General features: G+C 67.5%; 25 protein-coding genes. 14 read left to right on the forward strand and 11 right to left on the reverse strand.

Annotated elements, in window-relative coordinates; all coding sequences use genetic code 11:
• Window positions 1–7: 7 nt before the first annotated feature.
• Entirely contained in the window at window positions 8–499 is a 492-nt protein-coding gene (locus E1J61_RS11935; RefSeq protein ID WP_133094273.1) for a DUF4863 family protein, read from the reverse strand.
• Between the two features lie 87 nt (window positions 500–586).
• Between E1J61_RS11935 and E1J61_RS11940 the strand changes: the two genes are divergently transcribed.
• The 4 genes from E1J61_RS11940 (at window position 587) to boxA (ending at window position 6,313) form a co-directional block, all read left to right on the forward strand.
• The gene (locus tag E1J61_RS11940) at window positions 587–1,549 is read left to right on the forward strand and encodes a helix-turn-helix transcriptional regulator (protein WP_133094274.1); all 963 of its coding nucleotides are present in this window, start codon (window positions 587–589) and stop codon (window positions 1,547–1,549) included.
• A 212-nt stretch (window positions 1,550–1,761) separates the two neighbouring features.
• A complete protein-coding gene (gene boxC / locus E1J61_RS11945) occupies window positions 1,762–3,420 on the forward strand; it encodes a 2,3-epoxybenzoyl-CoA dihydrolase (protein ID WP_133094275.1) in 1,659 nt (552 codons plus the stop codon).
• Window positions 3,421–3,476: 56 nt separating this feature from the next.
• The gene (gene boxB, locus E1J61_RS11950; protein ID WP_133094276.1) at window positions 3,477–4,904 is read left to right on the forward strand and encodes a benzoyl-CoA 2,3-epoxidase subunit BoxB; all 1,428 of its coding nucleotides are present in this window, start codon (window positions 3,477–3,479) and stop codon (window positions 4,902–4,904) included.
• A 128-nt stretch (window positions 4,905–5,032) separates the two neighbouring features.
• Complete coding sequence (gene boxA / locus E1J61_RS11955; RefSeq protein WP_133094277.1) at window positions 5,033–6,313, forward strand: benzoyl-CoA 2,3-epoxidase subunit BoxA; 1,281 nt, start codon at window positions 5,033–5,035, stop codon at window positions 6,311–6,313.
• 90 nt (window positions 6,314–6,403) lie between these two features.
• Here the strand turns inward: boxA and paaX are convergent, their stop codons facing one another.
• Window positions 6,404–7,327: a phenylacetic acid degradation operon negative regulatory protein PaaX gene (gene paaX / locus E1J61_RS11960; protein WP_133094278.1), complete on the reverse strand. Its 924-nt coding sequence runs from the start codon at window positions 7,325–7,327 to the stop codon at window positions 6,404–6,406.
• A gap of 139 nt (window positions 7,328–7,466) precedes the next feature.
• Here paaX and paaA point away from each other — a divergent pair, with 139 nt between their 5' ends.
• The 9 genes from paaA (at window position 7,467) to E1J61_RS12005 (ending at window position 16,467) form a co-directional block, all read left to right on the forward strand.
• Complete coding sequence (gene paaA / locus E1J61_RS11965) at window positions 7,467–8,465, forward strand: 1,2-phenylacetyl-CoA epoxidase subunit PaaA (RefSeq protein ID WP_133094279.1); 999 nt, start codon at window positions 7,467–7,469, stop codon at window positions 8,463–8,465.
• A 69-nt stretch (window positions 8,466–8,534) separates the two neighbouring features.
• Window positions 8,535–8,816 carry a 1,2-phenylacetyl-CoA epoxidase subunit PaaB gene (gene paaB, locus E1J61_RS11970; RefSeq protein WP_029044895.1) on the forward strand — a complete coding sequence of 94 codons (282 nt, stop codon included), beginning with the start codon at window positions 8,535–8,537 and terminating at the stop codon, window positions 8,814–8,816.
• A gap of 13 nt (window positions 8,817–8,829) precedes the next feature.
• Window positions 8,830–9,582 carry a 1,2-phenylacetyl-CoA epoxidase subunit PaaC gene (paaC, locus tag E1J61_RS11975; RefSeq protein ID WP_133094280.1) on the forward strand — a complete coding sequence of 251 codons (753 nt, stop codon included), beginning with the start codon at window positions 8,830–8,832 and terminating at the stop codon, window positions 9,580–9,582.
• A 5-nt stretch (window positions 9,583–9,587) separates the two neighbouring features.
• A complete protein-coding gene (gene paaD, locus E1J61_RS11980; protein WP_133094281.1) occupies window positions 9,588–10,103 on the forward strand; it encodes a 1,2-phenylacetyl-CoA epoxidase subunit PaaD in 516 nt (171 codons plus the stop codon).
• 17 nt (window positions 10,104–10,120) lie between these two features.
• Window positions 10,121–11,197, forward strand: a complete 1,077-nt coding sequence (gene paaE, locus E1J61_RS11985; RefSeq protein WP_133094282.1) for a 1,2-phenylacetyl-CoA epoxidase subunit PaaE — start codon at window positions 10,121–10,123, stop codon at window positions 11,195–11,197.
• Window positions 11,198–11,252: 55 nt separating this feature from the next.
• Window positions 11,253–12,917: a phenylacetic acid degradation protein PaaN gene (paaN, locus tag E1J61_RS11990; protein ID WP_133094283.1), complete on the forward strand. Its 1,665-nt coding sequence runs from the start codon at window positions 11,253–11,255 to the stop codon at window positions 12,915–12,917.
• Between the two features lie 73 nt (window positions 12,918–12,990).
• Window positions 12,991–14,340, forward strand: a complete 1,350-nt coding sequence (paaK, locus tag E1J61_RS11995) for a phenylacetate--CoA ligase PaaK (RefSeq protein WP_133094284.1) — start codon at window positions 12,991–12,993, stop codon at window positions 14,338–14,340.
• Between the two features lie 157 nt (window positions 14,341–14,497).
• Window positions 14,498–14,806, forward strand: coding sequence for a DUF485 domain-containing protein (locus E1J61_RS12000; RefSeq protein ID WP_133094285.1), 309 nt, complete (start codon window positions 14,498–14,500; stop codon window positions 14,804–14,806).
• Window positions 14,803–16,467, forward strand: a complete 1,665-nt coding sequence (locus tag E1J61_RS12005) for a cation acetate symporter (protein WP_133094286.1) — start codon at window positions 14,803–14,805, stop codon at window positions 16,465–16,467. Before E1J61_RS12000 ends, E1J61_RS12005 begins: the two co-directional genes overlap by 4 nt.
• 23 nt (window positions 16,468–16,490) lie before the next feature.
• Here the strand turns inward: E1J61_RS12005 and fusA are convergent, their stop codons facing one another.
• On the reverse strand, window positions 16,491–18,554 hold the full coding sequence (gene fusA, locus E1J61_RS12010) for an elongation factor G (protein WP_133094287.1): 2,064 nt from the start codon (window positions 18,552–18,554) through the stop codon (window positions 16,491–16,493).
• A gap of 213 nt (window positions 18,555–18,767) precedes the next feature.
• The gene (locus E1J61_RS12015) at window positions 18,768–19,667 is read right to left on the reverse strand and encodes an oxidoreductase (RefSeq protein ID WP_133094288.1); all 900 of its coding nucleotides are present in this window, start codon (window positions 19,665–19,667) and stop codon (window positions 18,768–18,770) included.
• A 183-nt stretch (window positions 19,668–19,850) separates the two neighbouring features.
• On the opposite strand from E1J61_RS12015, the gene gcvA reads away from it, so the two are divergent.
• On the forward strand, window positions 19,851–20,747 hold the full coding sequence (gcvA, locus tag E1J61_RS12020; protein WP_133094289.1) for a transcriptional regulator GcvA: 897 nt from the start codon (window positions 19,851–19,853) through the stop codon (window positions 20,745–20,747).
• Window positions 20,748–20,762: 15 nt separating this feature from the next.
• Here gcvA and E1J61_RS12025 read toward each other — a convergent pair whose 3' ends face one another.
• From E1J61_RS12025 to E1J61_RS12055, 7 genes are read right to left on the reverse strand one after another with little or no spacing between them, the layout of a single operon-like run.
• The gene (locus E1J61_RS12025) at window positions 20,763–21,443 is read right to left on the reverse strand and encodes a nitroreductase (RefSeq protein WP_133094290.1); all 681 of its coding nucleotides are present in this window, start codon (window positions 21,441–21,443) and stop codon (window positions 20,763–20,765) included.
• On the reverse strand, window positions 21,440–22,672 hold the full coding sequence (locus E1J61_RS12030) for a CaiB/BaiF CoA-transferase family protein (protein ID WP_133094291.1): 1,233 nt from the start codon (window positions 22,670–22,672) through the stop codon (window positions 21,440–21,442). The genes E1J61_RS12025 and E1J61_RS12030 overlap by 4 nt, the downstream gene beginning before the upstream one ends.
• Window position 22,673: 1 nt before the next feature.
• Entirely contained in the window at window positions 22,674–23,099 is a 426-nt protein-coding gene (locus E1J61_RS12035) for a PaaI family thioesterase (RefSeq protein ID WP_243736843.1), read from the reverse strand.
• Window positions 23,096–24,079 (reverse strand): tripartite tricarboxylate transporter substrate binding protein, encoded by a 984-nt coding sequence (locus tag E1J61_RS12040; protein WP_133094292.1) that lies wholly within the window; start codon window positions 24,077–24,079, stop codon window positions 23,096–23,098. Before E1J61_RS12040 ends, E1J61_RS12035 begins: the two co-directional genes overlap by 4 nt.
• Window positions 24,080–24,113: 34 nt before the next feature.
• Window positions 24,114–24,917: an enoyl-CoA hydratase/isomerase family protein gene (locus E1J61_RS12045; RefSeq protein ID WP_133094293.1), complete on the reverse strand. Its 804-nt coding sequence runs from the start codon at window positions 24,915–24,917 to the stop codon at window positions 24,114–24,116.
• A gap of 10 nt (window positions 24,918–24,927) precedes the next feature.
• Window positions 24,928–25,692 carry an SDR family NAD(P)-dependent oxidoreductase gene (locus tag E1J61_RS12050; protein WP_133094294.1) on the reverse strand — a complete coding sequence of 255 codons (765 nt, stop codon included), beginning with the start codon at window positions 25,690–25,692 and terminating at the stop codon, window positions 24,928–24,930.
• Between the two features lies 1 nt (window position 25,693).
• Window positions 25,694–26,839, reverse strand: coding sequence for a thiolase family protein (locus tag E1J61_RS12055; RefSeq protein ID WP_133094295.1), 1,146 nt, complete (start codon window positions 26,837–26,839; stop codon window positions 25,694–25,696).
• Window positions 26,840–26,847 lie beyond the last annotated feature (8 nt).

The following is a 26,847-nucleotide window of genomic DNA, read 5'->3' on the forward strand; positions in this document are numbered from 1 at the left end:
GCGGTCCTTAGCGGGTGGAGTCGCGGGTGAAGTCGATCCGGCCTTCCGGCAGCAGGTAGAGCACCAGCGCGCGGCCGTTGCTGACAGTGGGGCGGTGCGCGCTGCCCGCCGGGCATACCAGCCAGCCGGCGGGGCGGCCGTCGAATTGCGCATTGCTGCCGTCCAGCGGCATGATCAGGTCGATCTCGCCATTGGGATGCGTATGGTGCGGACCGGCAATGTCCTGCATGTTGACCACATCGACTGAAAATCCGTGCAGGTCGTCGGCGGGCTTGAAGATGCGGCCGTAGCGGATGCCGCCGCCTTCGCGGTCGCACAACCAGCCTTCGGCCACGCCGGCCTCGCAGCTCGCCTTCAGTTGTTGGTAGGTAGCGCTGCCGGCGCCGTGCTCGGCATTGAGCCACGCGTCCAGCGCGGTATCGAGCGGCCGGCCGGCAAGCTGCGCGGTAAGTTGCGCAATCTGCTCGCGGAAATGCTTTGGAGAGGGGGTGAGGGACATCCAGGGGGCTCCGTCTGATTCAGCCATTGCTATCGAAGGCTTCATGCATTATTGTGCATGTATGAAAAATAGGACCACCGAGAAATCATGTCAAGCACTATATTGCATGAATCTGGGTTAACCCGGGATGAACGCCTGCAAGATGATTCAGGCGCGGCGGCCGCCAACGGCGCCGAGAAAAACCCCTTCCTGGTGGCGCTGGGCGAGCGCGTGCGCGACCTGCGCGCGCGCCGCGGCCTGACGCGCAAGGCGGCGGCGCAGGCGGCCGGGGTGTCGGAGCGGCACCTGGCCAACCTGGAATATGGCAGCGGCAACGCGTCGATCCTGGTGCTGCAGCACATTGCCGACGCGCTGCAGTGCTCGCTGGCCGGGCTGCTGGGCGACGTCACCACGTCCTCGCCGGAATGGATCCTGCTGCGCGAGTTGCTGGAGCACCGCGACGAAGCCACGCTGCGGCGCGTGCGCATCGCCGTGGGCGAGATGCTCGGCACCGGCGGCGAGAATGCCGCGCAGGCGGCGCGCAGCCCGCGCGTGGCGCTGATCGGCCTGCGCGGCGCCGGCAAGACCACGCTGGGCGGCATGCTGGCCGAGGACCTGGATTTCCCGTTCGTCGAACTGAGCCGCGAAATCGAGAAGTTCGCCGGCTGCAGCATTGCCGAGATCCAGGGGCTGTACGGCATGAACGCCTACCGCCGCTACGAGCGCCGGGCGGTGGAAGAGGCCATCCAGATCTATCCCGAAGCCGTCATCGCCACGCCGGGCGGCCTGGTGTCCGACCCGGCCACCTTCAACCTGCTGCTGGCCCACTGCACCACGGTCTGGCTGCAGGCCGACGCGGAAGACCATATGGAGCGGGTGCGGGCGCAGGGCGACTTCCGCCCGATGGCCGCGAGCAGGGAGGCGATGGAAGACCTGCGCCACATCCTGGCCGGCCGCGCCGCGTTCTATTCCAAGGCGGAGTTCTCGCTGAATACCAGCGCGCAGCCGCTGGAGCCAACCTTCGCGGCGCTGCGCGAGCTGGTGCGCACGGCGTTGCAGATGCCGGGCTGAGGGTTCGCCCGTCACCCGGGGTGTAATCCCCGCAATTTCCGACTGCGTGCCCCTCTCCCGCCTGCGGGGAGCAAGCCGGTCGGGTGCGTTTTCCGTCCCTCCTAAAAATCTGCACAATAGTGCTTGCATAAAATCTGAACGATGAACTATAGTTCGTCTCACCAGATTCCAGCTCATGCACTATGGTGCAGTTCCACCGAGGAGACACCGCCGTGACCACCGCCCCCCGCGTCGAGTACCAGACCACCCCCGCCCAGTACAAGCACCTGAAGCTGAAGTTCGAAGGCCCTGTCGCCACGCTGGCGGTGGATATCGACGAGAACGCCGGCCTGCGTCCGGGCTACAAGCTCAAGCTGAACAGCTACGACCTCGGCGTCGATATCGAGCTGAACGATGCGCTCAACCGCATCCGCTTCGAACACCCCGAAGTGCGCACCGTGGTCGTCACCAGCGGCAAGGACAAGGTGTTCTGCTCGGGCGCCAATATCTTCATGCTCGGCGTCAGCAGCCATGCGTGGAAGGTCAACTTCTGCAAGTTCACCAACGAGACCCGCAACGGCATCGAAGACTCGTCGCAATACAGCGGCCTGAAGTTCCTGGCCGCGGTCAACGGCGCCTGCGCCGGCGGCGGCTATGAACTGGCGCTCGCCTGCGACGAGATCCTGCTGGTGGACGACCGCTCGTCCGCGGTGAGCCTGCCGGAAGTGCCGCTGCTGGGCGTGCTGCCGGGCACCGGCGGCCTGACCCGCGTGACCGACAAGCGCCACGTGCGCCACGACCTCGCCGATATCTTCTGCACCACCACCGAAGGCGTGCGCGGCCAGCGCGCCAAGGACTGGCGGCTGGTCGACGATATCGCCAAGCCGGCGGTGTTCGCGCAGAAGGTGCAGGAGCGCGCGCTGGCGCTGGCCGCGCAGAGCGATCGCCCGGCCGATGCGCAGGGCGTCGCGCTCGCGCCGATCGAGCGGAGCATCGAAGCCGATGCGCTGCGCTACACGCATGTGACGGTCGAGATCGACCGCGCCGGCCGCACCGCCACCTTCACGGTGAAGGCGCCCACCGGTGCGCAGCCGCAGGATATTGAAGCGATTGTCGCTGCCGGCGCCAGCTGGTACCCGCTGCAACTGGCGCGCGAACTGGAAGACGCGATCCTGTCGATGCGCACCAATGAGCTGGACATCGGCACCTGGCTGATCAAGACCAGCGGCGATGCCGCCGCGGTGCTGGCCACCGACGCCACGCTGCTGGCGCACAAGGACCACTGGTTCGTGCGCGAGACCATCGGCCTGCTGCGCCGCACGCTGAGCCGCCTGGATGTGTCGTCGCGCAGCCTGTTCGCGCTGATCGAGCCGGACTCCTGCTTTGCCGGCACCTTCCTGGAACTGGCGCTGGCCTGCGACCGCAGCTACCACCTGGCGCTGCCCGACGACGAGGCGCGCGCGCCGGAGATTACCGTGGCCGAAGTCAATTTCGGCCTGTACCCGATGGCCACCGGCCAGAGCCGACTGGGACGGCGCTTCTACGACGAACAGCCCGCGCTCGATGCCGTGCGCGCAAAGGCCGGCCAGCCGCTCGATGCCGACGCCGCCTGGGCGCTGGGACTGGTCACCGCCAACCCCGACGATATCGACTGGACCGACGAAGTCCGCATCGCGCTGGAAGAGCGCGTGGCGATGTCGCCCGACGCGCTCACCGGCATGGAGGCCAACCTGCGCTTCAACGGCCAGGAAAACATGTTCACCCGCATCTTCGGCCGCCTGACCGCGTGGCAGAACTGGATCTTCCAGCGCCCCAACGCCGTCGGCGACAAGGGGGCGCTCAAGGTCTACGGCAAGGGCGACAAGGCCGCCTTCGACTGGAACCGCGTCTGATCCCGCACCCACCGCGAACCCAACGACAACCGAATCGTCCTCCCCAGGAGACCACCATGTCCGGCATCAACTACAGCGACAAGATCCCCAACAACGTCAACCTGAGCGAAGACCGCACCCTGCAGCGCGCGCTCGAGCAGTGGCAGCCCAACTACCTGAGCTGGTGGAACGACATGGGCCCGGAAGGGTCGCACACCCATGACATCTACCTGCGCACCGCGATCAGCGTCGATCCGCAGGGCTGGGCCCACTTCGGCCACGTCAAGATGCCGGACTATCGCTGGGGCATCTTCCTGAACCCGGCCGAGGCCAACCGCAAGATCCACTTCGGCGATCACAAGGGCGAAGACGCGTGGCAGGACATTCCCGGGGAATATCGCGCCAACCTGCGCCGCATCATCGTGACGCAAGGCGATACCGAGCCGGCATCGGTGGAGCAGCAGCGCCACCTGGGCCTGACCGCCCCCAGCATGTACGACCTGCGCAACCTGTTCCAGGTGAACGTGGAAGAGGGCCGCCACCTGTGGGCCATGGTCTACCTGCTGCACAAGTACTTCGGCCGCGACGGCCGCGAAGAAGGCGAAGCGCTACTGGAGCGCCGCAGCGGCCAGCAGGACAACCCGCGCATCCTGCAGGCGTTCAACGAACAGACGCCCGACTGGCTGTCGTTCTTCATGTTCACCTACTTCACCGACCGCGACGGCAAGTTCCAGCTGTGCGCGCTGGCCGAGAGCGCCTTCGACCCGCTGGCACGGACCACCAGGTTCATGCTGACCGAGGAAGCGCACCACATGTTCGTCGGCGAGAGCGGCGTGTCGCGCGTGATCCAGCGCACCTGCCAGGTGATGAACGAGCTGAAGACCGACGACCCGGCAAAGCTGCGCGCCGCCGGCGTGATCGACCTGCCGACCATCCAGCGCTACCTGAACTTCCACTACAGCGTCACCATCGACCTGTTCGGCGCCGATGAGTCGAGCAACGCCGCCACCTTCTACAGCACCGGCCTGAAGGGCCGCTACGAAGAAGGCAAGCGCATGGACGACCACGTGCTCAAGGGCCAGACCTACCGCATCCTGCAGGCGCAGAACGGCCAGCTGACCGAGAAGGAAGTGCCGATGCTGAACGCGCTCAACGAGGTGCTGCGCGACGACTACATCAAGGACAGCATGGCCGGCGTCGAGCGCTGGAACAAGGTGATCGAGAAGGCCGGCATCCCGTTCCGCCTGAAGGTGCCGCACAAGGCCTTCCACCGCAATATCGGCGCGCTCGCCGGTGTGAAGGTATCGCCCGACGGCCGCGTGGTCTCCGAAGCCGAATGGCGCGATTTCCGCGACCAGTGGCTGCCCACCGAAGGCGACCGCGCTTTCGTCGCCAGCCTGATGGGCCGCGTGGTCGAGCCCGGCAAGTTCGCCAACTGGATCGCGCCGCCGGTCATGGGCATCAATCGCCAGCCGGTGGATTTCGAGTACGTGCGGTTTAACTGAGCCACGGCGTCATCAACCGCGTTCGGTTTGCTCCCCTCTCCCACTGCGCGGGAGAGGGGAGCGTCCGCGGCGGGCCTCGGCAAGCTCAAGCGCAGTGCCCGCGAAGCACTCTGATTCTGGAGACCGCCATGGACATGGCAGAAATTCAAGTCATCAAGCAGCACCTGATCGATCCCGAGATCTGCATCCGCTGCAACACCTGCGAAGCCACCTGCCCGGTGGGCGCGATCACCCATGACTCGCGCAACTACGTGGTCGACGCCGACAAGTGCAACCTGTGCATGGCCTGCATTTCCCCGTGTCCGACCGGCTCGATCGACAACTGGCGCGACATGCCGAAACTGCGCGCCTACAGCATCGAAGAACAGCTGACCTGGGACACGCTGCCCGCAGAGCTTTCGCCCGAGCAACTGGCCGACCTGGCCCCCGGCGCCGGAACGCAGACCGCGACTCCGGAGATTCCCGCCACGTCGCCGCTCGCCGGCACCGGCGAAGATACCTTCAACAGCGCGCGCTACGGCGCCACCGTGCCCCCCTGGTCCGCCGCGCATGCCTACACCAACCTCTATGGCGCCAAGTCCGCGCACAAGACCATCACCGCCACGGTGACCGGCAACGTGCGCGTGACCGAAGTCGGCCGTGAATACGACACGCACCACATCGTGCTGGATTTCGGCGCGACGCCGTTCCCGGTGCTCGAAGGGCAGTCGATCGGCATCGTGCCCCCGGGCACCGACGCCAGCAGCCGCCCGCACCACGCGCGCCAGTACTCCATCGCCAGCGCGCGCAACGGCGAGCGGCCGGGCTACAACAACCTGTCGCTGACAATCAAGCGCGTGCTGCAGGACCACGACGGCAACCCCGTGCGCGGCGTCGGCTCGAACTACATGTGCGACCTGAAGGTGGGCGACAAGGTGGAAGTGATCGGGCCGTTCGGCGCCAGCTTCCTGATGCCCAACCATCCGCGCTCGAACATCGTGATGATCTGCACGGGCACCGGCAGCGCGCCGATGCGGGCGATGACCGAATGGCGCCGGCGGCTGCGCAAGGCCGGCAAGTTCGATGGCGGCAAGCTGATGCTGTTCTTCGGCGCGCGCAGCAAGGAAGAGCTGCCGTACTTCGGGCCGCTGCAGAACCTGCCGAAGGATTTCATCGACATCAACCTGGCGTTTTCGCGCACGCCGGGGCAGCCCAAGCGCTATGTGCAGGACCTGATGCGCGAACGCGCGGCCGACCTCGTGGCGCTGCTGGCTTCAGCGGATACGTACTTCTATGTCTGCGGGCTGAAGAGCATGGAGGAGGGCGTGGTGCTGGCCTTGCGCGACGTGGCGCAGCAGGCGGGCCTGCATTGGGAAGCGCTGGCTGAAGGGCTGAAGCGAGAAGGGCGGTTGCATCTGGAGACGTACTGAAGGCGAGGCGTCGCAGATAGCGCCATCGCCGCTCGCACAGGCTCCCCTCGCCCGCTTGCGGGGGAGCAAACCGGCGGCCTTCGCGGCATGTCAGGCATGCTTGAACCGCTTGCGCAGTTCGTTGGACGCATCGGCCAACCCGCCCTCCGCCACCTCCACCACCTCATGCAGGTACTTCTCGCTCGCCTCCAGCAACGCCCCATACATCCCACTACACATCCCCCGCGCCGTCCGCCCCGGCCAGTCCTGCGGCAGCAGCGCCTCCGGCAGGTTCGGGTCGCGCAGCAGCACGCGCCGGTATTCATGGACCAGCAGCGTCCGGACAAAGAAGGCATCCACCGGCGGCAAGTCTGCCGCTTCGTCCGCCAGCGGTGAAAACCGCCGCAGCAGCGCCTGCCACGCGTGCGCCACATCGCCCAGCTTGAAGGTCTGGTGCATCAGCGCCTGCAGCGGGCGCAGCGAGAACGCCTCCAGGCTGCTCGCCTCCATCACTGCCACATACTCCTGCGCGCGCGCCGCCTGGACGATCTCGCGCAGCGAGGCCAGGTCCGCGTTGGGGTGCGCCAGCACGCCCGGCGCGATGGCGCCGAAGCCTTCCCACAGCAATTCGCGCTTCAGCTTCTGCCGGATGGTGGCGCGTACGTCACCGCGCACCAGCACCATGGTCCAGCGGCCGTCCCAGGCAGGCGCCTCGCCGGCATAAATGCGCTTGCCGGCGTGCAGCATGCGCTGCAGGCCGGCCTCCGACAGCCCGTAGTAGCTGCGCCGCCCGATCCGGGTCGCGGCCAGCCAGTCGTCCGCCGCAAGGCGGAAAGTGGCCGTGCGCACCAGCCTGTCATTGATGCCGAACGGCGCCGCGAGGCGGATCAGGCTGCCCAGCCAGATCGCCTGTGGCCGCGGCGCCACCACGTCGCCGAACAGCGTCGACAGCATGGCATTGGCCCCGAGCTTCAGGCCGCGTGCCAGCCGGGCAATGCGCGGGGAGGGCAGTTCCGGAGCCGGGGAAAGCGCCATGATGGTCCTCGAAAGTGATACACATTCGTAGATTGCTTGAATCAAATTGTATCACTACCATCCATTGCAACTGACGAGCTTGATGCAAATCAAGCGCCCGTCAAGCTTCAGACAAGGCCCTTACAAAAGCGGAGCAGGCATGTACGCACAGCTGGTGGAGACAGGAGCAACAAGGCTCCGCGCGATGGAAGAGATGGACCCGCAGGAGCGCGCGTTCCAGTCCCGCGTGGATGACGGCATCAAGATCGAGGCCAAGGACTGGATGCCCGAGGCCTATCGCAAGACCCTGGTCCGCCAGATCTCCCAGCACGCGCACTCGGAAATCGTCGGCCAGCTGCCGGAGGGCAACTGGGTGACCCGTGCCCCCACGCTGGAGCGCAAGGCGGTGTTGCTGGCCAAGATCCAGGATGAAGCCGGTCACGGCCTGTACCTGTACAGCGCCGCCGAGACGCTGGGCGTGTCGCGCGACCAGATGCTGGGCGACCTGCATTCGGGCAAGGCCAAGTATTCCAGCATCTTCAACTACCCCACGCTGTCCTGGGCCGACATCGGCATGATCGGCTGGCTGGTCGACGGCTCGGCCATCATCAACCAGGTGCCGCTGTGCCGCTGCTCGTATGGCCCGTATGCGCGCGCCATGGTGCGCGTGTGCAAGGAAGAGTCGTTCCACCAGCGCCAGGGCTACGACATCCTGCTGAAGCTGTGCAACGGCACGCCCGAGCAGAAGCAGATGGCGCAGGATGCGCTCAACCGCTGGTGGTGGCCCGCGCTGATGATGTTCGGCCCGTCCGACGGCGATTCGCCCAACAGCGCGCAATCGATGCAATGGCGCATCAAGCTGTTCTCCAACGACGAACTGCGCCAGAAGATGGTCGACCAGACCGTGCCGCAGGCCGAATACCTGGGCCTGACCATCCCTGACCCGAAGCTGAAGTGGAACGAAGAGCGCGGCCACTATGACTTCGGCGAGATCGACTGGTCCGAGTTCTACAACGTGATCCAGGGCAACGGCCCGTGCAACCGCGAGCGCCTGCGCACCCGCGTCAAGGCCTGGGACGACGGCGCATGGTTCCGCAACGCGCTGGTGGCCCACGCGGACAAGCAGGCCGGCAAGCAGGCGCAGCAAGCCGCCGCCTGATTTCCGCCTGATCGCACGCGGCGCAGCGCGCCGCTCCCCACATCGAATCGCTTTACACAGGAGGTTGCCATGAAAGAGTGGCCGCTTTGGGAGATCTTTATCCGCAGCCAGCACGGCCTGGCCCACAAGCACGTGGGCAGCCTGCACGCGCCGGACGGCGAAATGGCGATCAACAACGCCCGCGACGTCTACACGCGCCGCAACGAGGGCGTCAGCGTCTGGGTGGTCAAGGCCAGCGACGTGATGGCCAGCAGCCCCGGCGACAAGGGCCCGCTGTTCGAGCCCGCCAACAGCAAGGTCTACCGCCACCCCACGTTCTTCCCGATGCCGGAAGCGGTCAAGCACATCTGAGGCGGCCCGGACCATGACGAACCACAAGCTCGAATATTTGCTGCGCCTCGGCGATTCCACGCTGGTGCTCGGCCAGCGCCTGTCGGAATGGTGCGGCCGCGGCCCGGCGCTGGAAGAGGACATCGCGCTGACCAACGTCGCGCTCGACCTGATCGGCCAGACCCGCCTGTGGCTGGGCTATGCCGCCGAAGTGGAGGGCGCCGGCCGCAGCGCCGACCAGCTGGCCTTCCTGCGCGACGCGCACCAGTTCCGCAACCTGCTGCTGGCGGAACAGCCCAACGGCAGCTATGCCGATACGCTGGCGCGCCAGTTCCTGTTCGATACGTGGCACTACTTCCAGCTCGAAGCGCTGCAGCGATCAACCGATGCGCGCATTGCCGAAATCGCCGCCAAGTCGCTCAAGGAAGTGACCTACCACGTGCGCCGCAGCGCCGACCTCGTGGTGCGCCTGGGCGATGGCAGCGAAAAAAGCCACCGCCGCATGCAGGATGCGTTCGACGACCTGTGGATGTTCACCGGCGAACTGTTCGAAGCCGATGCGGCCGAGGCCGCTCTGGCGCGCGCAGGCGTGATCCCCGATCCCGCCACGCTGGCCGAGCCCTGGCAGCGTCATGTCGGCGAGGTGCTGGAGGAAGCCACGCTGCGCGTGCCTGCGAGCCAGTGGGCGCAGAGCGGCGGCCGCCACGGCCGCCATACCGAACACCTCGGCTACCTGCTGGCCGAGATGCAGTTCCTGCAGCGCGCCTATCCCGGCGCGCAGTGGTGAGCATCATGACCGCGCAAGCGCTGGCGCGTCCCGCCGTGGAGCAGGTCTGGACCTGGCTCGACGCGGTGCCGGACCCTGAGATTCCAGTGATTTCCGTGGTGGATCTCGGCATCGTGCGCGACGTGGCGTGGGAAGGCGATGCCTGCGTCGTCACCATCACGCCGACGTATTCAGGCTGCCCGGCCATGACCGTGATCCGCGAAGGCATCGAAAGCGCGCTCGCCGCGCAGGGCGTGGACAAGGTGCGCGTGCGGACGCAACTGGCGCCGGCGTGGACCACCGACTGGATGACGCCGCGTGGCAAGGCCAGCCTCACCGGCTATGGCATCGCGCCACCGGCGCAGCAGGTGATCGATATCAGCGGCATCAGCCGGAAAGCGGCGCCGGCCCTGGTGGTGGCCTGCCCGCACTGCGGCTCGCGCCATACGCGGCTGGTCAGCCAGTTTGGCTCGACCGCGTGCAAGGCGCTGTACCGCTGCGGCGACTGCAAAGAGCCGTTCGACTACTTCAAGGCTCACTGAGAAGGAAAGGTGGGGAGATGAGCAAATTCCATGAACTGACGGTGGCCTCGGTCACGCGCGAAACCCGTGACGCGGTGGCCGTGACCTTCGCCGTGCCGGACGAACTGGCCGACGCCTACCGCTACGTGCAGGGCCAGCACCTGACGCTGCGCACCGGTATCGACGGCGAGGACGTGCGCCGCTCGTACTCGATCTGCTCGGCGGTGCAGGATGCGCAGCTGCGCGTGGCGATCAAGCGTGTCGACGGCGGGCTGTTCTCCAACTGGGCCAACGAGCAGTTGCAGCCGGGCATGAAGCTGGAAGTGATGCCGCCGTCCGGCCATTTCCACGTGCCGCTGTCCGCCACGCACGCGAAGCACTACGTCGCCTTTGCCGCCGGCAGCGGCATCACGCCGATGCTGTCGATCATCAAGACCACGCTGCAGGCGGAGCCGGACAGCCGCTTCACGCTGTTCTACGGCAACCGCGCCTCGTCGTCGGTGCTGTTCAAGGAAGAGCTGGAAGACCTGAAGGACACCTACCTGCAGCGCTTCAACCTGGTGTTCGTGCTCAGCCGCGAGCAGCTCGACATCGACCTGTTCAACGGCCGCATCGACGGCGGCAAGGTCAACGCGCTGCTCAAGCACTGGGTCAGGCCGCAGGACATCGACGTCGCCTTTATCTGCGGCCCGCAGTCGATGATGGAAGAAGTCTCGCAGGCGCTGCTCGACAACGGCGTCGACAAGGCCCGCATCAAGCGCGAGCTGTTCGCCACCAGCATCCCCGCGGCGCGGCCCGCCGCGCATGCGCACAAGCAGGTCGGCCAGCAGCAGTGCGAGGTGACGGTGATCCAGGACGGCCGCACCCGTTCCTTCACGCTGGAAAAGAACAAGGAAACCGTGCTCGACGCCGCGCTGGCGCAGGGCATCGAGCTGCCGTACTCCTGCAAGGGCGGCGTCTGCTCGACCTGCCGCTGCAAGCGCATCGAAGGCGAGGTCGACATGGACGTCAACTTCGCGCTGGAAGACTACGAAGTCGCGCGCGGCTTCATCCTGAGCTGCCAGAGCTACGCCGTCAGCGACAAGCTGGTGATCGATTTCGACCAGGAAACCTGAAGCGTTTTCCTGCCATTCCCAATACCCAGATTCAATCCCGCCCCCGGAGCAAGCCGTGTCCCATCCGTTTTTCGAACGCCACCAGGCGCTGCTGGAACAAGCCACCCAAGCCATTGCCACGCGCGGCTACTGGAGCCCGTTCGCTGAAATGCCGAGCCCCAAGGTCTATGGCGAGACCGCCAATGCCGATGGCAAGGCCGCCTTTGAGGCCCGCCTGAACCAGCCGTTCGCGTTGTCGCAGCCCGGCACCGTCGGCCAGGCCGGCAAGGAAGTCTCGCCGTATGGCCCGGAACTGGGCATCACTTATCCTCGGCCTGACCTCGATCAGCTCTTTGCCGGCGTGGCCAGGGGCATGCCCGCATGGCGCAAGGCCGGACCGGAGGCATGGGTGGGCGTATCGCTGGAAATCCTGCAGCGCCTGAACCGCCGCAGTTTCGAGATTGCCTACGCGGTCATGCACACCACCGGCCAGGCCTTCATGATGGCCTTCCAGGCCGGCGGCCCGCACGCGCAGGACCGCGGCCTGGAAGCCGTGGCCTACGCCTGGGACGAACTGCGCCGCATCCCGAAGCAAGCCACGTGGGAGAAGCCGCAGGGCAAGAACGAGCCGCTGCGCATGGAAAAGCGCTACACCGTGGTGCCGCGCGGCGTGGGCCTGGTGATCGGCTGCTGCACCTTCCCGACCTGGAACGGCTATCCCGGCCTGTTCGCCAGCCTGGCGACCGGCAATGCGGTGGTGGTCAAGCCGCACCCGGGCGCGATCCTGCCGCTGGCGATCACCGTCGAGGTGGCGCGTGAAGTGCTGGAAGAAGCCGGCTTCGACCCGAACATCGTCACGCTGGTGGCCAACGACCCGAGCGAGCGCATGGCGTCGAAGCTGGCGTTGCGCCCGGAAGTGCGCCTGATCGACTTCACCGGCAGCACTGCCAACGGCGACTGGCTGGAGCGCAACGCGCACCAGGCGCAGGTGTACACCGAGAAGGCAGGCGTCAACCAGATCGTGATCGACTCCACCGCCGACTTCAAGGGCATGGTGCGCAATATCGCTTTCTCGCTGTCGCTGTACTCGGGCCAGATGTGCACGGCGCCGCAGAACATCTACGTGCCGAAGGGCGGCATCGACACGCCGGAAGGGCGCATCAGCTTCGACCAGGTTGCCTCGGCGATCGGCGAGGCCGTTGGCAAGCTGACCAGCGATCCGGCCAAGGCGGTCGAACTGATCGGTGCGATCCAGAACGACGGCGTGGCGGAACGGATCGAAGCGTCGCGCGCGCTGGGCGAGATCGTTGCCGACAGCCGTGTGCTCGAACATCCCGAGTTTCCGGGCGCGCGCATCCGCACGCCGCTGGTGCTGAAGGTCGATGCCAGCGACGAGGCGAAGATCATGCAGGAACTGTTCGGCCCCATCTCCTTCGTCGTGGCGACCGACAACACGGCGCACAGCATTGAACTGGCGCACCGCGGCGCGAAGACACACGGCGCGCTGACGCTGTCCGCATACACCACCGACGCGGGCGTGACCGAAACCATCCGCGATGCCGCGGAAGACGCTGGCGTGGCGCTGTCGCTTAACCTGACCGGCGGCGTGTTCGTCAACCAGTCGGCCGCGTTCAGCGATTTCCACGCTACCGGCGCCAACCCCGCGGCCAATGCATCGCTGTCGGATGCGGCCTTCGTCGCAAACCGCTTCCGCGTGGTCCAGAGCCGCTCGCATATCTGATCGCAAGGCCTGCAGTACCCCGGCGCCGGCCCCCCTTCGTACGCGGCGCCATCATAACGAGATGGAGTAGACAATGGTGCAACGCAACCCCAACCCCAATGAGCTGGAGCCGATCGAGCGCGCCAGCCGCGACGAACTGCAGGCGCTGCAGCTGCAACGGCTCAAATGGAGCGTGCGCCATGCCTATGACAACGTGCCGCATTACCGCAAGGCGTTCCAGGCGGCCGGGGTGCACCCGGACGATTTGAAGTCGCTGTCCGACCTGTCGAAGTTCCCGTTCCTGACCAAGCAGGACCTGCGCGACAACTATCCGTTCGGCATGTTCGCGGTGCCGCGCGAGCAGGTGGCGCGCGTGCATGCGTCGAGCGGCACCACCGGCAAGCCGACCGTGGTCGGCTATACCGCGAAGGACATTGACACATGGGCAAGCGTGGTGGCGCGCTCGATTCGCGCCGCGGGGGGCCGCGCCGGCGACCTGGTCCATGTCAGCTATGGTTATGGGCTGTTCACCGGCGGGCTGGGCGCGCACTACGGCGCGGAGAAGGCGGGCTGCACGGTGATCCCGATGTCGGGCGGACAGACCGAGAAACAGGTACAGCTGATCCGCGAGTTCCAGCCCAACATCATCATGGTGACGCCGTCGTACATGCTGAACCTGATCGAGGAGATGGAGCGCCAGGGCATGGATCCTTCGGAAAGCTCGCTGAAGGTCGGCATCTTCGGCGCCGAGCCCTGGACCGACGCGATGCGCGTGGAGATCGAGGCGCGTGCCGGCATCGACGCGGTGGACATCTACGGCCTGTCCGAGGTGATGGGGCCGGGCGTGGCTTGCGAATGCATCGAGAGCAAGGACGGCCCGGTGATCTGGGAAGACCATTTCTATGCCGAGATCATCGACCCGGTGACGGGCGAGGTGTTGCCGGATGGCTCCGAGGGCGAGCTGGTGTTCACCTCCCTGACCAAGGAAGCACTGCCGGTGATCCGCTACCGCACGCGCGACCTGACGCGCCTGCTGCCGCCGACGTCGCGCTCGATGCGCCGCATCGGCAAGATCACGGGGCGCTCGGACGACATGCTGATCATCCGCGGCGTCAACGTGTTCCCGTCGCAGATCGAGGAACTGATCCTGAAGGCGCCGGCGCTGGCGCCGCAGTACCAGCTGGTGGTGACGCGCGACGGGCACCTCGACAAGCTGGAGGTGCGGGTCGAGGCGCGGCCCGAGCGCTCCGCGTCGCTGTCGGCGGATGACCGGGCGGCGCTGGAGCGGGATCTGAAGGACCAGATCAAGACCTATGTCGGCGTGACCACGCGGGTGCAGGTGGTGGCGGCTGCAGGGATCGAGCGCACCACGGTCGGCAAGGCAAGGCGCGTGGTGGACATGCGGCCGAAGGTTACACACGAGCAGCCGGTTGGCGCGATCTGAGGCGCTGCTTTTTACCCACACCGCCGGCATAGGCTCCCCTCTCCCGCAAGCGGGAGAGGGGAGCAAACCGTCGGTAGATCGACGCCCCCAAACAAGAACCAAACTGATGGCAGCCACCAGAGCCGCCACACCACCCCCCTGCGCCAAAGGAGACACCATGGACGCGCGACAACTGGAAGCCATCCAGAACCACCCCGACTTTATCCGCCTGATCCACGGCCGCACGCGCCTGGGCTGGTCGCTGACGCTGGTCATGCTGGCGGTCTACTTCGGCTTCATCCTGCTGCTTGCCTTTTCGCCCGCCACGCTCGGCACGCCGGTCGCCGGGGGCGTCATGACGGTGGGCATCCCCGTAGGCGTTGCAGTGATCGTTGCCGCCGTGCTGCTGACCGCCATCTACGTCCACCGCGCCAACCGCGACCTGGATCCGCTCAACGATCGCGTGCGCAAGGAGTGCGAAGCATGAAGCCGGTACACTTTTCCCTCGGCGCCGCCCTGTGCGGTCTGGCAGCCAGCGCCGCCACTGCAGCCCCCGCGATCCAGGGCGAGGCCGCGCAGCGGCCGCTGAACTGGAGCGCCATCGTCATGTTCATGCTGTTCGTGCTGTTCACGCTCGGCATCACCCGCTGGGCCGCGCGGCGCACGCGTTCGGCGTCGGACTTCTATGCGGCCGGCGGCGGCCTCACCGGCTTCCAGAACGGCCTGGCGATCGCCGGCGACATGGTGTCGGCCGCGTCCTTCCTTGGCATCTCGGCCATGATGTTCGACAAGGGCTACGACGGCCTGATCTACGCGCTCGGCGTGGTGGCGGGCTGGCCGATCATCCTGTTCATCGTCGCCGAACGGCTGCGCAACCTGGGCCGCTACACCTTTGCCGACGTGGTCTCGTACCGGCTGGCGCAGAAGCCGGTGCGCATCACCGCAGCGTGCGGCACGCTGACCGTGGTCATCATGTACCTGGTCGCGCAGATGGTCGGCGCCGGCAAGCTGATCGAGCTGCTGTTCGGCACCAGCTATGAATCGGCGGTGGTCATCGTCGGCGCGCTGATGGTGCTGTACGTGATGTTCGGCGGCATGCTCGCCACCACCTGGGTGCAGATCATCAAGGCGCTGCTGCTGCTCGGCGGCGTGACCTTCATGGCGGTGATGGTACTGGCCTATTTCGGCTTCAGCCCCGAAGCCATGTTCGCCAGCGCGGCCAGGGTGCATGACAAGGGCACGGCGATCTTGTCGCCGGGCGGGCTGGTGTCCAACCCGATCGATGCGATCTCGCTCGGCGTCGGCATGATGTTCGGTACCGCGGGTCTGCCGCACATCCTGATGCGCTTCTTCACCGTGGCGGATGCGAAGGAAGCGCGCAAGTCCGTGCTCTACGCCACGGGCTTCATCGGCTACTTCTACGTGCTGATCCTGGTGGTGGGCTTCGGCGCGATCGTGATGGTGGGCGCGGACCCGGCCTATCGGGACGCGGCCGGCAAGCTGATCGGCGGCAGCAACATGGTGGCCGTGCACCTGTCGCACGTGATCGGCGGCGACCTGTTCCTCGGCTTCATCTCGGCGGTGGCGTTCGCGACCATCCTGGCGGTGGTGGCCGGGCTGGCGCTGTCAGGCGCGTCGGCGGTGTCGCACGATCTCTACGCCAACGTGTTCCGCCGCGGGCAGGCCAGCGAGAAAGACGAGATCCGCGTGTCGAAGCTCGCCACGCTGGTGATCGGCCTGCTGGCGATGGTGCTGGGCGTGATGTTCGAGAAGCAGAACATCGCCTTCCTGTCCGGGCTGGTGCTGGCGATCGCCGCGTCGGTCAATTTCCCGGTGCTGTTCCTGTCGATGTTCTGGAAGGGGCTGACCACGCGCGGTGCGGTGGCCGGCAGCCTGGCGGGGCTGGTGTCGGCGGTGCTGCTGCTGGTGCTGGGCCCGACCGTATGGGTGGGGATCCTCAAGCACCAGCAGGCGATCTTCCCATATGCCAACCCGGCGCTGTTCTCGATGACGCTGGCCTTTGCCGCCGCCTGGCTGGTGTCGGTGCTGGACCGCTCGGCGCGGGGGAGCGCCGAACGCCAGCGCTACGGCGCGCAGTTCGTGCGCGCCATGACCGGCATCGGCGCGGCCGGTGCCAGCCAGCACTGAAAACCAGGCCAGCTCCGGGCTGGTCAGTCGGTGTCCTGCTGCGCCTTGTGGCGGGACGCCATCTTCTCCTGCTGCCCCGGCGGCACGTTGTCGTAATGGCTGAACTGGATGGTGTAGCTACCGTGGCCGCCGGTCATGCTGTTCAGCCGTGACTGGTAGTCGTTCAGCTCCGACAGCGGCACCTGCCCGGCAACGATCACGCTGTTGGCGGCGCCGGTGCGGGTGCCATGCACCTGGCCGCGCTTGGCGGACAGGTCGCCGATGACATCGCCCATCGCGGTGCCCGGCACCGTGACCTCGATCTCGACGATCGGCTCCAGCACGCTGGGGCGCGCCTTCATCACCGCGTCGATAAACGCCTTGCGTCCGGCCGTGGCGAACGCCACTTCCTTGGAATCGACGGGGTGGCTCTTGCCGTCGTACACGGTCACGCGCACGTCCTGCATCGCAAAACCGGCCAGTGGACCGCTTTCCAGCACCTGGCGGATGCCTTTCTCCACTGCGGGGATGAACTGGCCGGGAATCGCGCCGCCCTTGACCGCATCGATGAACTCGAAGCCTTCGCCGCGCGGCAGCGGCTCCACGCGCAGCATCACTTCGCCGAACTGGCCGGCACCGCCGGTCTGCTTCTTGTGGCGGTGGTGGCCCTCCGCCTTGCCGGCAATGGTCTCGCGATACGCGATCTTCGGCGGCCGCGTGGCGACTTCCAGCTTGTACTGCTCGGTCAAACGCTCCAGCGCGCAGCGCAAATGGAACTCGCCCAGTCCGAACACCACGGTCTCGTTGGTGCCGGCCGGATGCTCGATGCGCAGGCAGGGATCTTCGGCGCTGAGCTTGTGCAGCACCTCGGCCAGCCGCTGCTCGTTGCCGCGCCGCGCCGGCTCGATCGCCAGGCCGTAGATCGGCGTGGGAAACTCCAGCGGCGTCAGGTGGATGTCGCCATCCTCGGTGGCGTCGTGCAGCACCGCGTCGAAGCCGAGTTCATCCACCTTGGCCACCGCGCAGATATTGCCCGGGCCGGCGCGCTGCACTTCCTGCGTCTCCTTGCCCTGCAGCAAGAGCAGGTGCGCCACCTTGAACGGCTGGCGGCCCTCGCCGATATAGAGCTGGCTGTCGCGCGTGACCGTGCCCTGGTGGATGCGGAACACCGCCAGCTTGCCGACATAGGGATCGACTACCACCTTGAACACATGCGCCAGCACGTGCTTGTCCGGCACCGGCTCGGCGCGCACCGCCTTGCGTTTCTCGGTACCGTCCTCGGCAGTGCCGGTCGAGCGGTAGAACAGCGGCGGGTTGCCTTCGGTGGGATTGGGCAGCAGCCGCACGAAGACATCGAGCAGTTCCGCGATACCGGCGCCGGTGGCGGCCGAGGTAAAGCAGATCGGCACCAGGTGGCCTTCGCGCAGCGCACGCTCGAACGGCGCGTGCAGTTGCTCCGGCGTGATGGCCTCGCCTTGCTCCAGGTACACCTCCATCAGCTCCGGATCGATCTCGATCACCTGGTCGATCAGCGCTTCATGCGCCGACGCCACCGATAAAAAATCCGACTCTCCGGCCGGATTGAAGAAGCAGTCCACCACCTTGCCGCCGTTTCCGGCCGGCAGGTTGATGGGCAGGCACTCCTTGCCGAACGCCTCCTGGATCTCGGCCAGCAGCCCCGGCAGGTCGACCTTCTCGCCGTCGATGCCGTTGATAACGATCATCCGGCACAGTTGCCGCGCCTGCGCCCAGGCCATGGCGCGGCGCGTGGTCATTTCGATCCCGGTCTGCGCGTTGATGACGATGGCCGCCGTCTCGACCGCCGCCAGCGCACTGATCGCCAGGCCGGAGAAATCCGGGTAGCCCGGCGTGTCGAGCAGGTAGATGCGGGTGTCGCGGAAGTCGACGTGGGTGATGGCGGAACTGAGCGAGCGCTTGTACTTGCGCTCCAGCGGATCGCTGTCGCTGACGGTCGAGCCGCGCTCCACGCTGCCCGGGGTGTGCAGCGCACCCCCCTTGTGCAGCAGTGCTTCGACCAGCGAGGTCTTGCCGCTCCCCGCATGCCCGAGCAGGGCAACGGTGCGGATGGCATCGGGACTGTCGTGCATGGTGGCTCTCTCGTCCGGCAATGGCTGTCAGGGCATTATTGGCGAAATTTGCCGGAAACGACATATGCCAGTGTCGGCATCGGGACAAAGCCTGATAGGCGCAAGGGTGTGAAGTGGTTCATGCGGCGCTTGGGCCCGGCCGGCAACCCGCGCCTCGCGCATGGCTGCAGCGCAGCAATCCAGGATTCAATAAGACTGCTGCGCCGCAACAGATCAGGCACTGGCGTGGTCGGTCGAGACCGCCACGGCATGCCATGCCGCCAGTTCGCTTTCCACCTTGCGGTTCTTTTCCGCGATGCGGGCCACCGTATCGGAGCCCAGCGGCAGCCGCACCGGCGGGTTGTCGCTGTCGGCAAGGGCGAGCAGCGCCACAGCCAGCTTGGCGGGATCGCCGGGCTGCTGGTGGTTGGCCGACGCCATGTGGCCGCGCATCGCGCCGACGGTTTCGGCGTATTCGGCGATCTCGGTGCCGACGCGGACCAGCGAGCTGGCATCGAGGAAGTCGGTGCGGAAGAAGCCCGGCTCGACCACGGTAGCGCGCACGCCCAGCGGCGCCAGCTCGGCGTCGAGCGCTTCGGTCAGCCCTTCCACCGCGAACTTGGTGGCGCCGTAGACGCCCCAGCCGGGATAGGCCGCGTAGCCACCGATCGACGAGATATTGACGACATGCCCGCTGCGCTGGCGGCGCATCTGCGGCAGCACCGCGCGCGTGACGTTCAGCACGCCGAAGACGTTGGTGGCGAACTGCTGCTCGACTTCGCGCGCCGACGCTTCCTCCACCGCGCCCAGCAGGCCGTAGCCGGCGTTGTTGACCAGCACGTCGATGCGGCCGAAGCGGGCCACGGCGGCCTCGGCCGCGGCGATGGCCTGCGCTTCGCTGGTGACGTCGAGCGCCACCGGCAGCAGGTTGTCATGCGCGCCCACGGCGCCGGTGATCGTTTCGGGGCGGCGCGCGGTGGCGACGACACGGTCGCCGCGGGCCAGCGCGGCGCGGGTCAGTACCAGGCCGAAGCCGCGCGAGGCGCCGGTGATGAACCAGACCTTGCCGGCGGCGTTGGTGACGTTGGTGACGTTGGTGGCGGTGTTGGCAGCGATGGTGGTGTTGGCGGACATGGTGAATCTCCTTTGCTCGGTTTGACTTCGGTGTCTGATGGCGGGGGCCACGGAGACAAATTTAGGCGCGCTCGGTCAGCAACACTAGGCGGTGTAATTCCGTTTAAAAGACAACCAGAAGTTGTCAATAAACGCGAGCGATGTCGATTGAGCAATTCTCAACCGTATGGCAGACTCGCCGGCATGGACAAACTGCCTCCCCTGAACGCCCTGCGCGCCTTTGAAGCGGCGGCCCGGCACCTGAGCATCACCACCGCTGCGGAAGAGCTGCACGTGACGCCGGGCGCCGTCAGCCGCCAGATCCGCTCGCTGGAAGAAGGCCTGGGCGTGCAGCTGCTGCATCGCGGCCACCGGCAGATTTCGCTGACCCGCACCGGCGAGGACTACTACCGCGCCGTGACCCGGGCCATGGACGACCTGCGCGAGGCCACGCGGCGGCTCGGCAAGCGGGCCAGGCGCAAGCAGCTCAAGGTGCGCGCCTACACTACTTTCGCCATGCGCTGGCTGATCCCGCGGCTGTCGAGCTTCCATGCGGCCAATCCCGGCATCGAGGTGCTGCTGACCGCCTCGCTGGACCCGGTCGATTTCCGCAAGGAAGACATCGATGGCGCGATCCGCCTAGGCGACGGCAAGTGGAGCGGCGTGAATACCTACCGGCTGGTGTCCAACATCCTGGTGCCGGTCTGCAGCCCCGGCGTTGCGGCCGGCAACCCGAAGGTGAAAAAGCCTGCCGACCTGCAGCATCAGACGCTGCTGCATTCGATTGCGCGTCCGGACGACTGGGCGCACTGGCTGAAGGCGGCGCGCGCCGACGCGCAGGTCGACGCGCGCAGTGGCATGACGTTCCAGAGTTCCGCCATGGCTTATGCGGCGGCAGTGGAAGGGCAGGGTTTCGCCATCGCCCAGCGCTTCCTGGTCGCGGGAGACCTGGAGGCCGGGCGGCTGGTCGCGCCGTTCCGCCAGAGCGTCGACATGGGCGACTTCACCTACTACCTGCTGACGCCGGCGGACCGCAAGGAAAGCGCCAGCATGGCGGTGTTCCGCGAGTGGCTGCTGGCGCAGTGCGAGACGCAAAGCTAGCGCGGCGCTCGCCGGTCACCAGCCGGCGAAGCAGGCAAATCCCTCCACTGGCTCGCGCGCAGTACGCAGCCGGTTGGCCGGCTCGGCGGGATCGGCGTGTCCGAGCGACATGCCGCACACCAGGATTTCATGGTCGGGAATGGCAAGCTGCGCGCGGATGACCCGGTGGTAGCGCGCGAACGCCTGCTGCGCGCAGGTTTCCAGGCCGTGCCCCAGCGCCGCTAACATCACCGCATGCAGGAACATGCCGAGGTCCAGCCACGCCGCCTGTCCCTGCCCGCGCTCGATGGTGAAGAACAACCCCACCGGCGCGCCGAAGAACGCGTAGTTGCGGGCATACTGCCGCGCCATGCCGGCGGCGTCGCCGCGCGGGATGCCAAGCAGGCCGTACAGCGCCTTGCCCAGTGTGCGGCGGCGCGCCAGGTAGGGCTCGCGCCACGCCGGCGGGTAGTAGACGTATTCCTCGCGATGGCCGCCGCCATCGCTGTCGTGCAGCGCCAGCAGGGCATCGCTGAGCCGGTCGCGCACGGCACCGGCGCAGGCGTAGACCCGCCATGGCTGGGTGTTCGACGCGCTCGGGCTGCGCGCCGCGTCGGCCAGGATTGCCGCCACGGTCTCGCGCGGTACCGGCGTATCGAGAAAGCCGCGCACGCTGCGGCGGGCGTGGAGCGCGGCGATGATGTCGGCGCGGTTCATGATGCCGTTGCCGTGAGCGGTGCCTCGATGGTATCGGCACAATGGACCGCGCCGCGCGCCTGCAAGGCGGCGATCTGTGCCGCGCTGAAGCCAAGCCCGGCGAGCACCGTTTGCGTATGTTGTCCGCACGCCGGCGCCGGCCGCGCGGGCAGCGCGTTTTCCTGGACGCTATTGATCGGGAAGCCTGGCATGCGGACCTCGCCCAGCGTCTCGTGCGGGATGCGCTGCACCATGCGGTTGGCCGCCACCTGCGGGTGCGCCATCAGGTCTTCATAGGTGGCCACGCGCGCACACAGGATGTCGGCATCCTGCAGCACGGCCAGCCACGCGTCGGTGGGTCGCGTCACCAACACGCTGGTCAGCGCCTCGACCATTGCCGCCCGGTTGGCGACGCGCAGCGGCGAGGTGGCGAAGCGCGGGTCGTCGGCGAGCGCCGGCAGGCCCAGCACGTCGCACAGCCGGCGCCAGCGCTCGGGCATGTAAGCGGCGATCATGATCCAGCCGTCGGCGGTGCGGAAGGCCTGGTTGGGCGCCGAATAGGGCGCGGCACTGCCCGCCCGTTCCGGCAGCCGCCCGTCGGCGCAATAGCTGGTGAGCGACGATTGCTGCAGCGCCAGCGCGGCGTTGAGCAGGCTGACGTCGAGATGCCCGCCCTGGCCGTCGCGTGCCCGCTGCGCCAGCTTGCCCAGGATACCGACGCAGGCGACGTAGCCGGTCATCACGTCGACCACCGGCGCCTGCACCTTGCACGGCTCGCCGTCGGGCAGGCCGATCAGGCTCATCAGCCCGGAATCGGCCTGGATGATGCCGTCGACGCCGGCACGGCCGGCATACGGGCCGTCCTGGCCATAGGCGGAGATCGAGCAGTAGACCAGCGCCGGGTTCAGCGCCGACAGCTCGGCATGGCCCAGCCCGAGGCGATCCATCACGCCCGGGCGCATGCTTTCCACCACGATGTCGGCTTCTGCCGCCATCCGGCGCGCCACGGCGAGACCTTCGGGGGATTTCAGGTCCAGCGCCACGCCGAGCTTGTTGCGGTTGAAGCCGTGGAACAGCGCGCTGTCGTCGCCCAGCCAGCCGGGGCCAAGCCCGCGGCCCAGTTCGCCGCCGGGCGGCTCGACCTTGATGACGCTGGCGCCCATGTCGGCCAGCAGCATGGTGCAGGTCGGCCCGGCGCCGATCTGCGTGAAGTCGATGACGGTCAGGCCGTCTAGTGCATCGCGCAGCATGTCAGGTCTCCGGAAGGATGCGGGATCGTTTGAACGTGCCCTGCGCGGTGGCGACCAGCACGCCGGCATCGGTGGCCAGTTCGGCCGTGGCAAAGTACAGGCTCTTGCCGGCGCGGCTCACCGTGGCGGTGGCGCGCAGCCGGCCCGCGCTGGCCTTGCTGAGGTAGCTGATGGCCAGCATCACCGTCACCGCGTGGCCGAGGGCGCCGTCGGGGCCCGTCGGCAGGCCGGCGTAGCCGCAGGCGGCGTCGAGCAGCGTGGCGATCACGCCGCCCTGCACGCTGCCCTGCCGGTTCAGGTGGCGCGGCTCGATGTCGAGCTCGAAGGCGCAGCGGCCGTCGCCGACGCTGGCCAGGCGGATGCCAAGGTAGTCCAGCAGCGGGTTGTCGGTGGGCGGCACCATGGGGTGTTCAATCGGCGCGTTCACAGCGCCACCTTGATGTTGTTGTCCTGGATCACGCGCTGCCAGCGCGACATTTCCTTGCCGATATACGCCTTCAGCTCGGCCGGCGTGGAGGCCTGCGGCTCGAAGCCCTGCTTTTCCAGTTGCCCGGCAACGTCGGGCGACTTCAGCGCGCCCACCAGCGCGGCGTTGACCTTGTCGACCACGGCCTTCGGCGTGCGCGCCGGCGCCAGCAGGCTGTACCACAGCTCCGCGTCGTAGCCGACGATGCCGGCCTCGGCAAAGGTCGGCAGGTCTGGCATCAGCGCGCTGCGCTTCTTGCCGGCGATGCCGAGCGCGCGCAGCTTGCCGGCGCGCACGAACTGGATCGACGAGGCAAAGGTGGCGAACGAGATCTGCACCTGGCCGCCCATCAGGTCGCTGATCGACGGGCCGGTGCCGCGGTAGGGCACGTGCAGCAGCTCGGTCTTGTTCAGCTTGGCGAAGACCTCGCCCGCCAGGTGCTGCGGCGTGCCGGGCCCGGGGCTGCTGTAGCTGAGCTTGCCCGGGTTGGCGCGGGTGTACTGGATGAACTCCTGCAGCGTGCGGAACGGCTGGTCGGGATTGGCGACCAGCATGATCGGCACCGACGCGATGCGCCCGACTGGTTCGAAGTCGCGCTCGACCTGGAACGGGACCTTCATGCCGAGGAACGGGTTCATCGTGATCTGGCTCGACGCGATTACCAGCGTGTAGCCGTCCGGCGCGGCGTGCGCGACGTAGTCGGCGCCCAGGTTGCCGCCGGCGCCGGGCTTGTTCTCGATCACGATGGTCTGGCCCAGCAGCTGGCTCATCTTGGGTGCGATGGCGCGTGCCAGGATGTCATTGCCGCCGCCCGGGGCGAACGGCACCACCAGCGTGATCGGCTTCTGCGTGGGGTAGGGTGCCTGTGCCGCTGCGCTCAGCGCCGTGACTGCCAGCACGCCGGCCATTGCCGCGCGCATGATTCGGGAAATACCTGCCATGGTTGTGTCTCCTGCGTGGTTCTTGTCGGTCCGCTCAGCGTCCCGTGTAGTGGGGCTGCCGCTTTTCGGCGAAGGCCTGGCGGCCTTCGGCGCGGTCGGCGGTATCGCGCAGCACGCCCCAGTAGAGTTCGGTGAGTTGCTGCGCGTCGGCCTCGCTGAGGTGGCTGGTCTGGCGCGACAGCTTCTTGACCGCCTGCACGGCCAGCGGCGCGTTGGCGGCGATGCGCGCGGCCAGCGCCAGCGCACGGTCGGGCAGGGCATCGGGCGCCATCGTCTCGGTGACCAGGCCGATGCGCGCGGCGTGCGCGGCATCGATGCGTTCGCCGGTCAGCACCATCTGCATCGCATGTGCCGCGGGCACCGCCTTGAGCAGCCGGTGCAGGCCGGACACCGCCGGGATCGAGCCGACCGCGACTTCGGGCAGGCCGAAGGTCGCCTGCGTCGACGCGATCCGCAAGTCGCACTGCAGCGCGAGCTCCAGCCCCGCGCCGAGGCAGTGCCCGTTGACCGCCGCGACCAGCGGCTTGCCGAGGCCGAGGTCGGTCAGGTCCATCAGCCGGATATAGAGCCCAAGGTCAGCAGCATGCTCCGGCGCGCGGAACAGCGCCTCGGGGTAGGTGGCGGCGGAGGTGCGCGTGCCCTTGAGGTCCGCGCCGGCGCAGAAGGCGCGCGTGCCGGCGCCGGTCAGCACCGCGACGCGCAGGTCGTCGCGGTCGCGCACCTCGGCCAGGTGCGCGCGCAGTTCGCGCAGCGTGGTTACGTCGAGCGCATTGAGCGCGTCTGGCCGGTCGATGGTCAGCACCGCGACCGCGCCTTCGATGTGGCGTTGGATGGTCATGATGGCCTCCTTACACGCTGGGCGACGACAGGCTGCGCCCGCCGCAGACGTAGAGCGTCTGGCCGGTCACGTACGACGATTGCGGATCGAGGAAGAAGCTGACCGCATTGGCGATATCGTCGGCGGTGCCGATGCGCTGCACCGGCACCGACTTCTGCAGCCGCGCCTGTACCTCCGGCGCAAAGCCATGGAACAGCGGCGTATCGACGATGCCGGGCGCGACCGCGTTGACGGTGATGCCCTTGCCGGCGAACTCGATCGCCAGCGAGCGCGTCAGGCTGACCACGCCGCCCTTGGCCGCCGAGTAGTTGGCCTGCCCGAAGCCGCCCAGCCAGGCCCGCGACGAGATATTGACCACGCGCCCGTAGCCGCGCTCGACCATGCCGGGCAGCGCCGCGCGGCAGCACAGGAACTGCGAGCGCAGGTTGGTATCGATGACCAGGTCCCAGTCGTCGTCGGTCATCTTCAGGAAGCGCATGTCGCGCACTGCCCCCGCGTTGTTGACCAGGTAGTCGACGCGGCCGGCGCGGGCCGCGACTTGCGCAAAGGCGTCGTTGACCGCGGTGGAATCGGTCAGGTCGGCGGTGGCGCCGAAGGCATTGAGCCCTGCGGCGGCCAGCGTGCCGACGGCCTCGTCCAGCGCACCGCCATCGCGGTCCAGCAGCGCCACGGTCAGCCCCTGCCGCGCCAGTTGCGTGGCGATGCCCAGGCCGATGCCGCGCGCGGCGCCCGTGACCACGGCCACATGGGTGGGATCGAATCGTTGCGTACCCATGTCAGACTCCCAGCAGGTGGACGGAAGAGGCGGCGTGGTCGACACCCGCGATGCCGCCGCCGGTGCATTGCGTCAGGCCGACGCGCGCGTTCTCGACCTGGCGCTCGCCGGCGCGCCCTTGCAGGTGCCACAGGATCTCCACCATCTGCGCCACGCCGGTGGCGCCGAGCGGGTGGCCCTTGGCCAGCAGGCCGCCGCTGGGGTTGACCGGCACGCGGCCGCCCAGCCGGGTTGCGCCGGACTTCAGCAGCGGCACTGCTTCGCCTGGCTCGGCCAGGCCCAGCGCTTCGTAGTAAAGCAGTTCGGCGATGGTGAATGCGTCGTGCAGCTCGACCACGTCGACGTCCTGCGGCCCCAGCCCCGCCTGTTCATACGCCTGGCGCGCGGCGCGCGCGGTGATCTCGGCATCGAGGATGTCGTCGTGGGCCTCTTCGCGCAGGCCGGAGACCACCACCGACGACAGCACCTTGACCGGACGCGCCTGCGCCGGGCGTTGCGTGCTCAGCACCACCGCGGCGGCGCCATCCACTTGAGACGGGCAGCACTGCAGCAGCGTCAGCGGGTCGGCGATCATGCGCGAGCCGAGCACTTCTTCCACCGTGGTGGCCTTGCGCTGCTGCGCATACGGGTTGAGCGAGCCGTTGTAGCGGTTCTTGACCGCCACTTCCGCCAGGTCTGCGGGCGATGCGTCGCGCTCGTGCAGGAAGCGCGTGCCGCGCATCGCATACACCGCGGGCAGCACCATGCCGGCCTTGGCATAGAGGTCCGTCTTGTGGTCGTTGCGCTGCAGCGGGATGGTGCCGCCACCCAGCGCGGTCAGTTGCTCGATGCCGAACACCAGCACGGTGTCGTATTGCCCGGCCAGCAGCGCGTGCCGCGCCAGGTGCACGCCGGTGGCGCCGCTGGCGCAGGCGTTCTCGACGTTGTAGACCGGGATGCCCTTCAGCCCCAGGTCGCGCACAATCAGCTGGCCCAGGATCATGCCGCCCAGCACATTGGCGCAATACACGGCCTGGATGCGGCCGAGCGGCACGTCGGCGTCGGCCAGCGCCTTGAGGATGGCCTGTTGCGCCAGTTCCGGCGCCAGCACGCCGGGGTGGCGGCCGAACGGCGTCATCGCGCCGCCGTGGATGTAGATGTCCTGCATGTTGCTTT

Source organism: Cupriavidus sp. L7L, from assembly GCF_004353535.1.
Taxonomy (GTDB): domain Bacteria; phylum Pseudomonadota; class Gammaproteobacteria; order Burkholderiales; family Burkholderiaceae; genus Cupriavidus; species Cupriavidus oxalaticus_A.

Coding starts and splice junctions, on each gene's coding strand:
- E1J61_RS11935 (WP_133094273.1), bottom strand. CDS start 499: ATGTCCCTCACCCCCTCTCCAAAGCATTTCCGCGAGCAGATTGCGCAA.
- E1J61_RS11940 (WP_133094274.1), top strand. CDS start 587: ATGTCAAGCACTATATTGCATGAATCTGGGTTAACCCGGGATGAACGC.
- boxB (WP_133094276.1), top strand. CDS start 3,477: ATGTCCGGCATCAACTACAGCGACAAGATCCCCAACAACGTCAACCTG.
- boxA (WP_133094277.1), top strand. CDS start 5,033: ATGGACATGGCAGAAATTCAAGTCATCAAGCAGCACCTGATCGATCCC.
- paaX (WP_133094278.1), bottom strand. CDS start 7,327: ATGGCGCTTTCCCCGGCTCCGGAACTGCCCTCCCCGCGCATTGCCCGG.
- paaA (WP_133094279.1), top strand. CDS start 7,467: ATGTACGCACAGCTGGTGGAGACAGGAGCAACAAGGCTCCGCGCGATG.
- paaB (WP_029044895.1), top strand. CDS start 8,535: ATGAAAGAGTGGCCGCTTTGGGAGATCTTTATCCGCAGCCAGCACGGC.
- paaC (WP_133094280.1), top strand. CDS start 8,830: ATGACGAACCACAAGCTCGAATATTTGCTGCGCCTCGGCGATTCCACG.
- paaD (WP_133094281.1), top strand. CDS start 9,588: ATGACCGCGCAAGCGCTGGCGCGTCCCGCCGTGGAGCAGGTCTGGACC.
- paaE (WP_133094282.1), top strand. CDS start 10,121: ATGAGCAAATTCCATGAACTGACGGTGGCCTCGGTCACGCGCGAAACC.
- paaK (WP_133094284.1), top strand. CDS start 12,991: ATGGTGCAACGCAACCCCAACCCCAATGAGCTGGAGCCGATCGAGCGC.
- E1J61_RS12000 (WP_133094285.1), top strand. CDS start 14,498: ATGGACGCGCGACAACTGGAAGCCATCCAGAACCACCCCGACTTTATC.
- E1J61_RS12005 (WP_133094286.1), top strand. CDS start 14,803: ATGAAGCCGGTACACTTTTCCCTCGGCGCCGCCCTGTGCGGTCTGGCA.
- fusA (WP_133094287.1), bottom strand. CDS start 18,554: ATGCACGACAGTCCCGATGCCATCCGCACCGTTGCCCTGCTCGGGCAT.
- E1J61_RS12015 (WP_133094288.1), bottom strand. CDS start 19,667: ATGTCCGCCAACACCACCATCGCTGCCAACACCGCCACCAACGTCACC.
- gcvA (WP_133094289.1), top strand. CDS start 19,851: ATGGACAAACTGCCTCCCCTGAACGCCCTGCGCGCCTTTGAAGCGGCG.
- E1J61_RS12025 (WP_133094290.1), bottom strand. CDS start 21,443: ATGAACCGCGCCGACATCATCGCCGCGCTCCACGCCCGCCGCAGCGTG.
- E1J61_RS12030 (WP_133094291.1), bottom strand. CDS start 22,672: ATGCTGCGCGATGCACTAGACGGCCTGACCGTCATCGACTTCACGCAG.
- E1J61_RS12040 (WP_133094292.1), bottom strand. CDS start 24,079: ATGGCAGGTATTTCCCGAATCATGCGCGCGGCAATGGCCGGCGTGCTG.
- E1J61_RS12045 (WP_133094293.1), bottom strand. CDS start 24,917: ATGACCATCCAACGCCACATCGAAGGCGCGGTCGCGGTGCTGACCATC.
- E1J61_RS12050 (WP_133094294.1), bottom strand. CDS start 25,692: ATGGGTACGCAACGATTCGATCCCACCCATGTGGCCGTGGTCACGGGC.
- E1J61_RS12055 (WP_133094295.1), bottom strand. CDS start 26,839: ATGCAGGACATCTACATCCACGGCGGCGCGATGACGCCGTTCGGCCGC.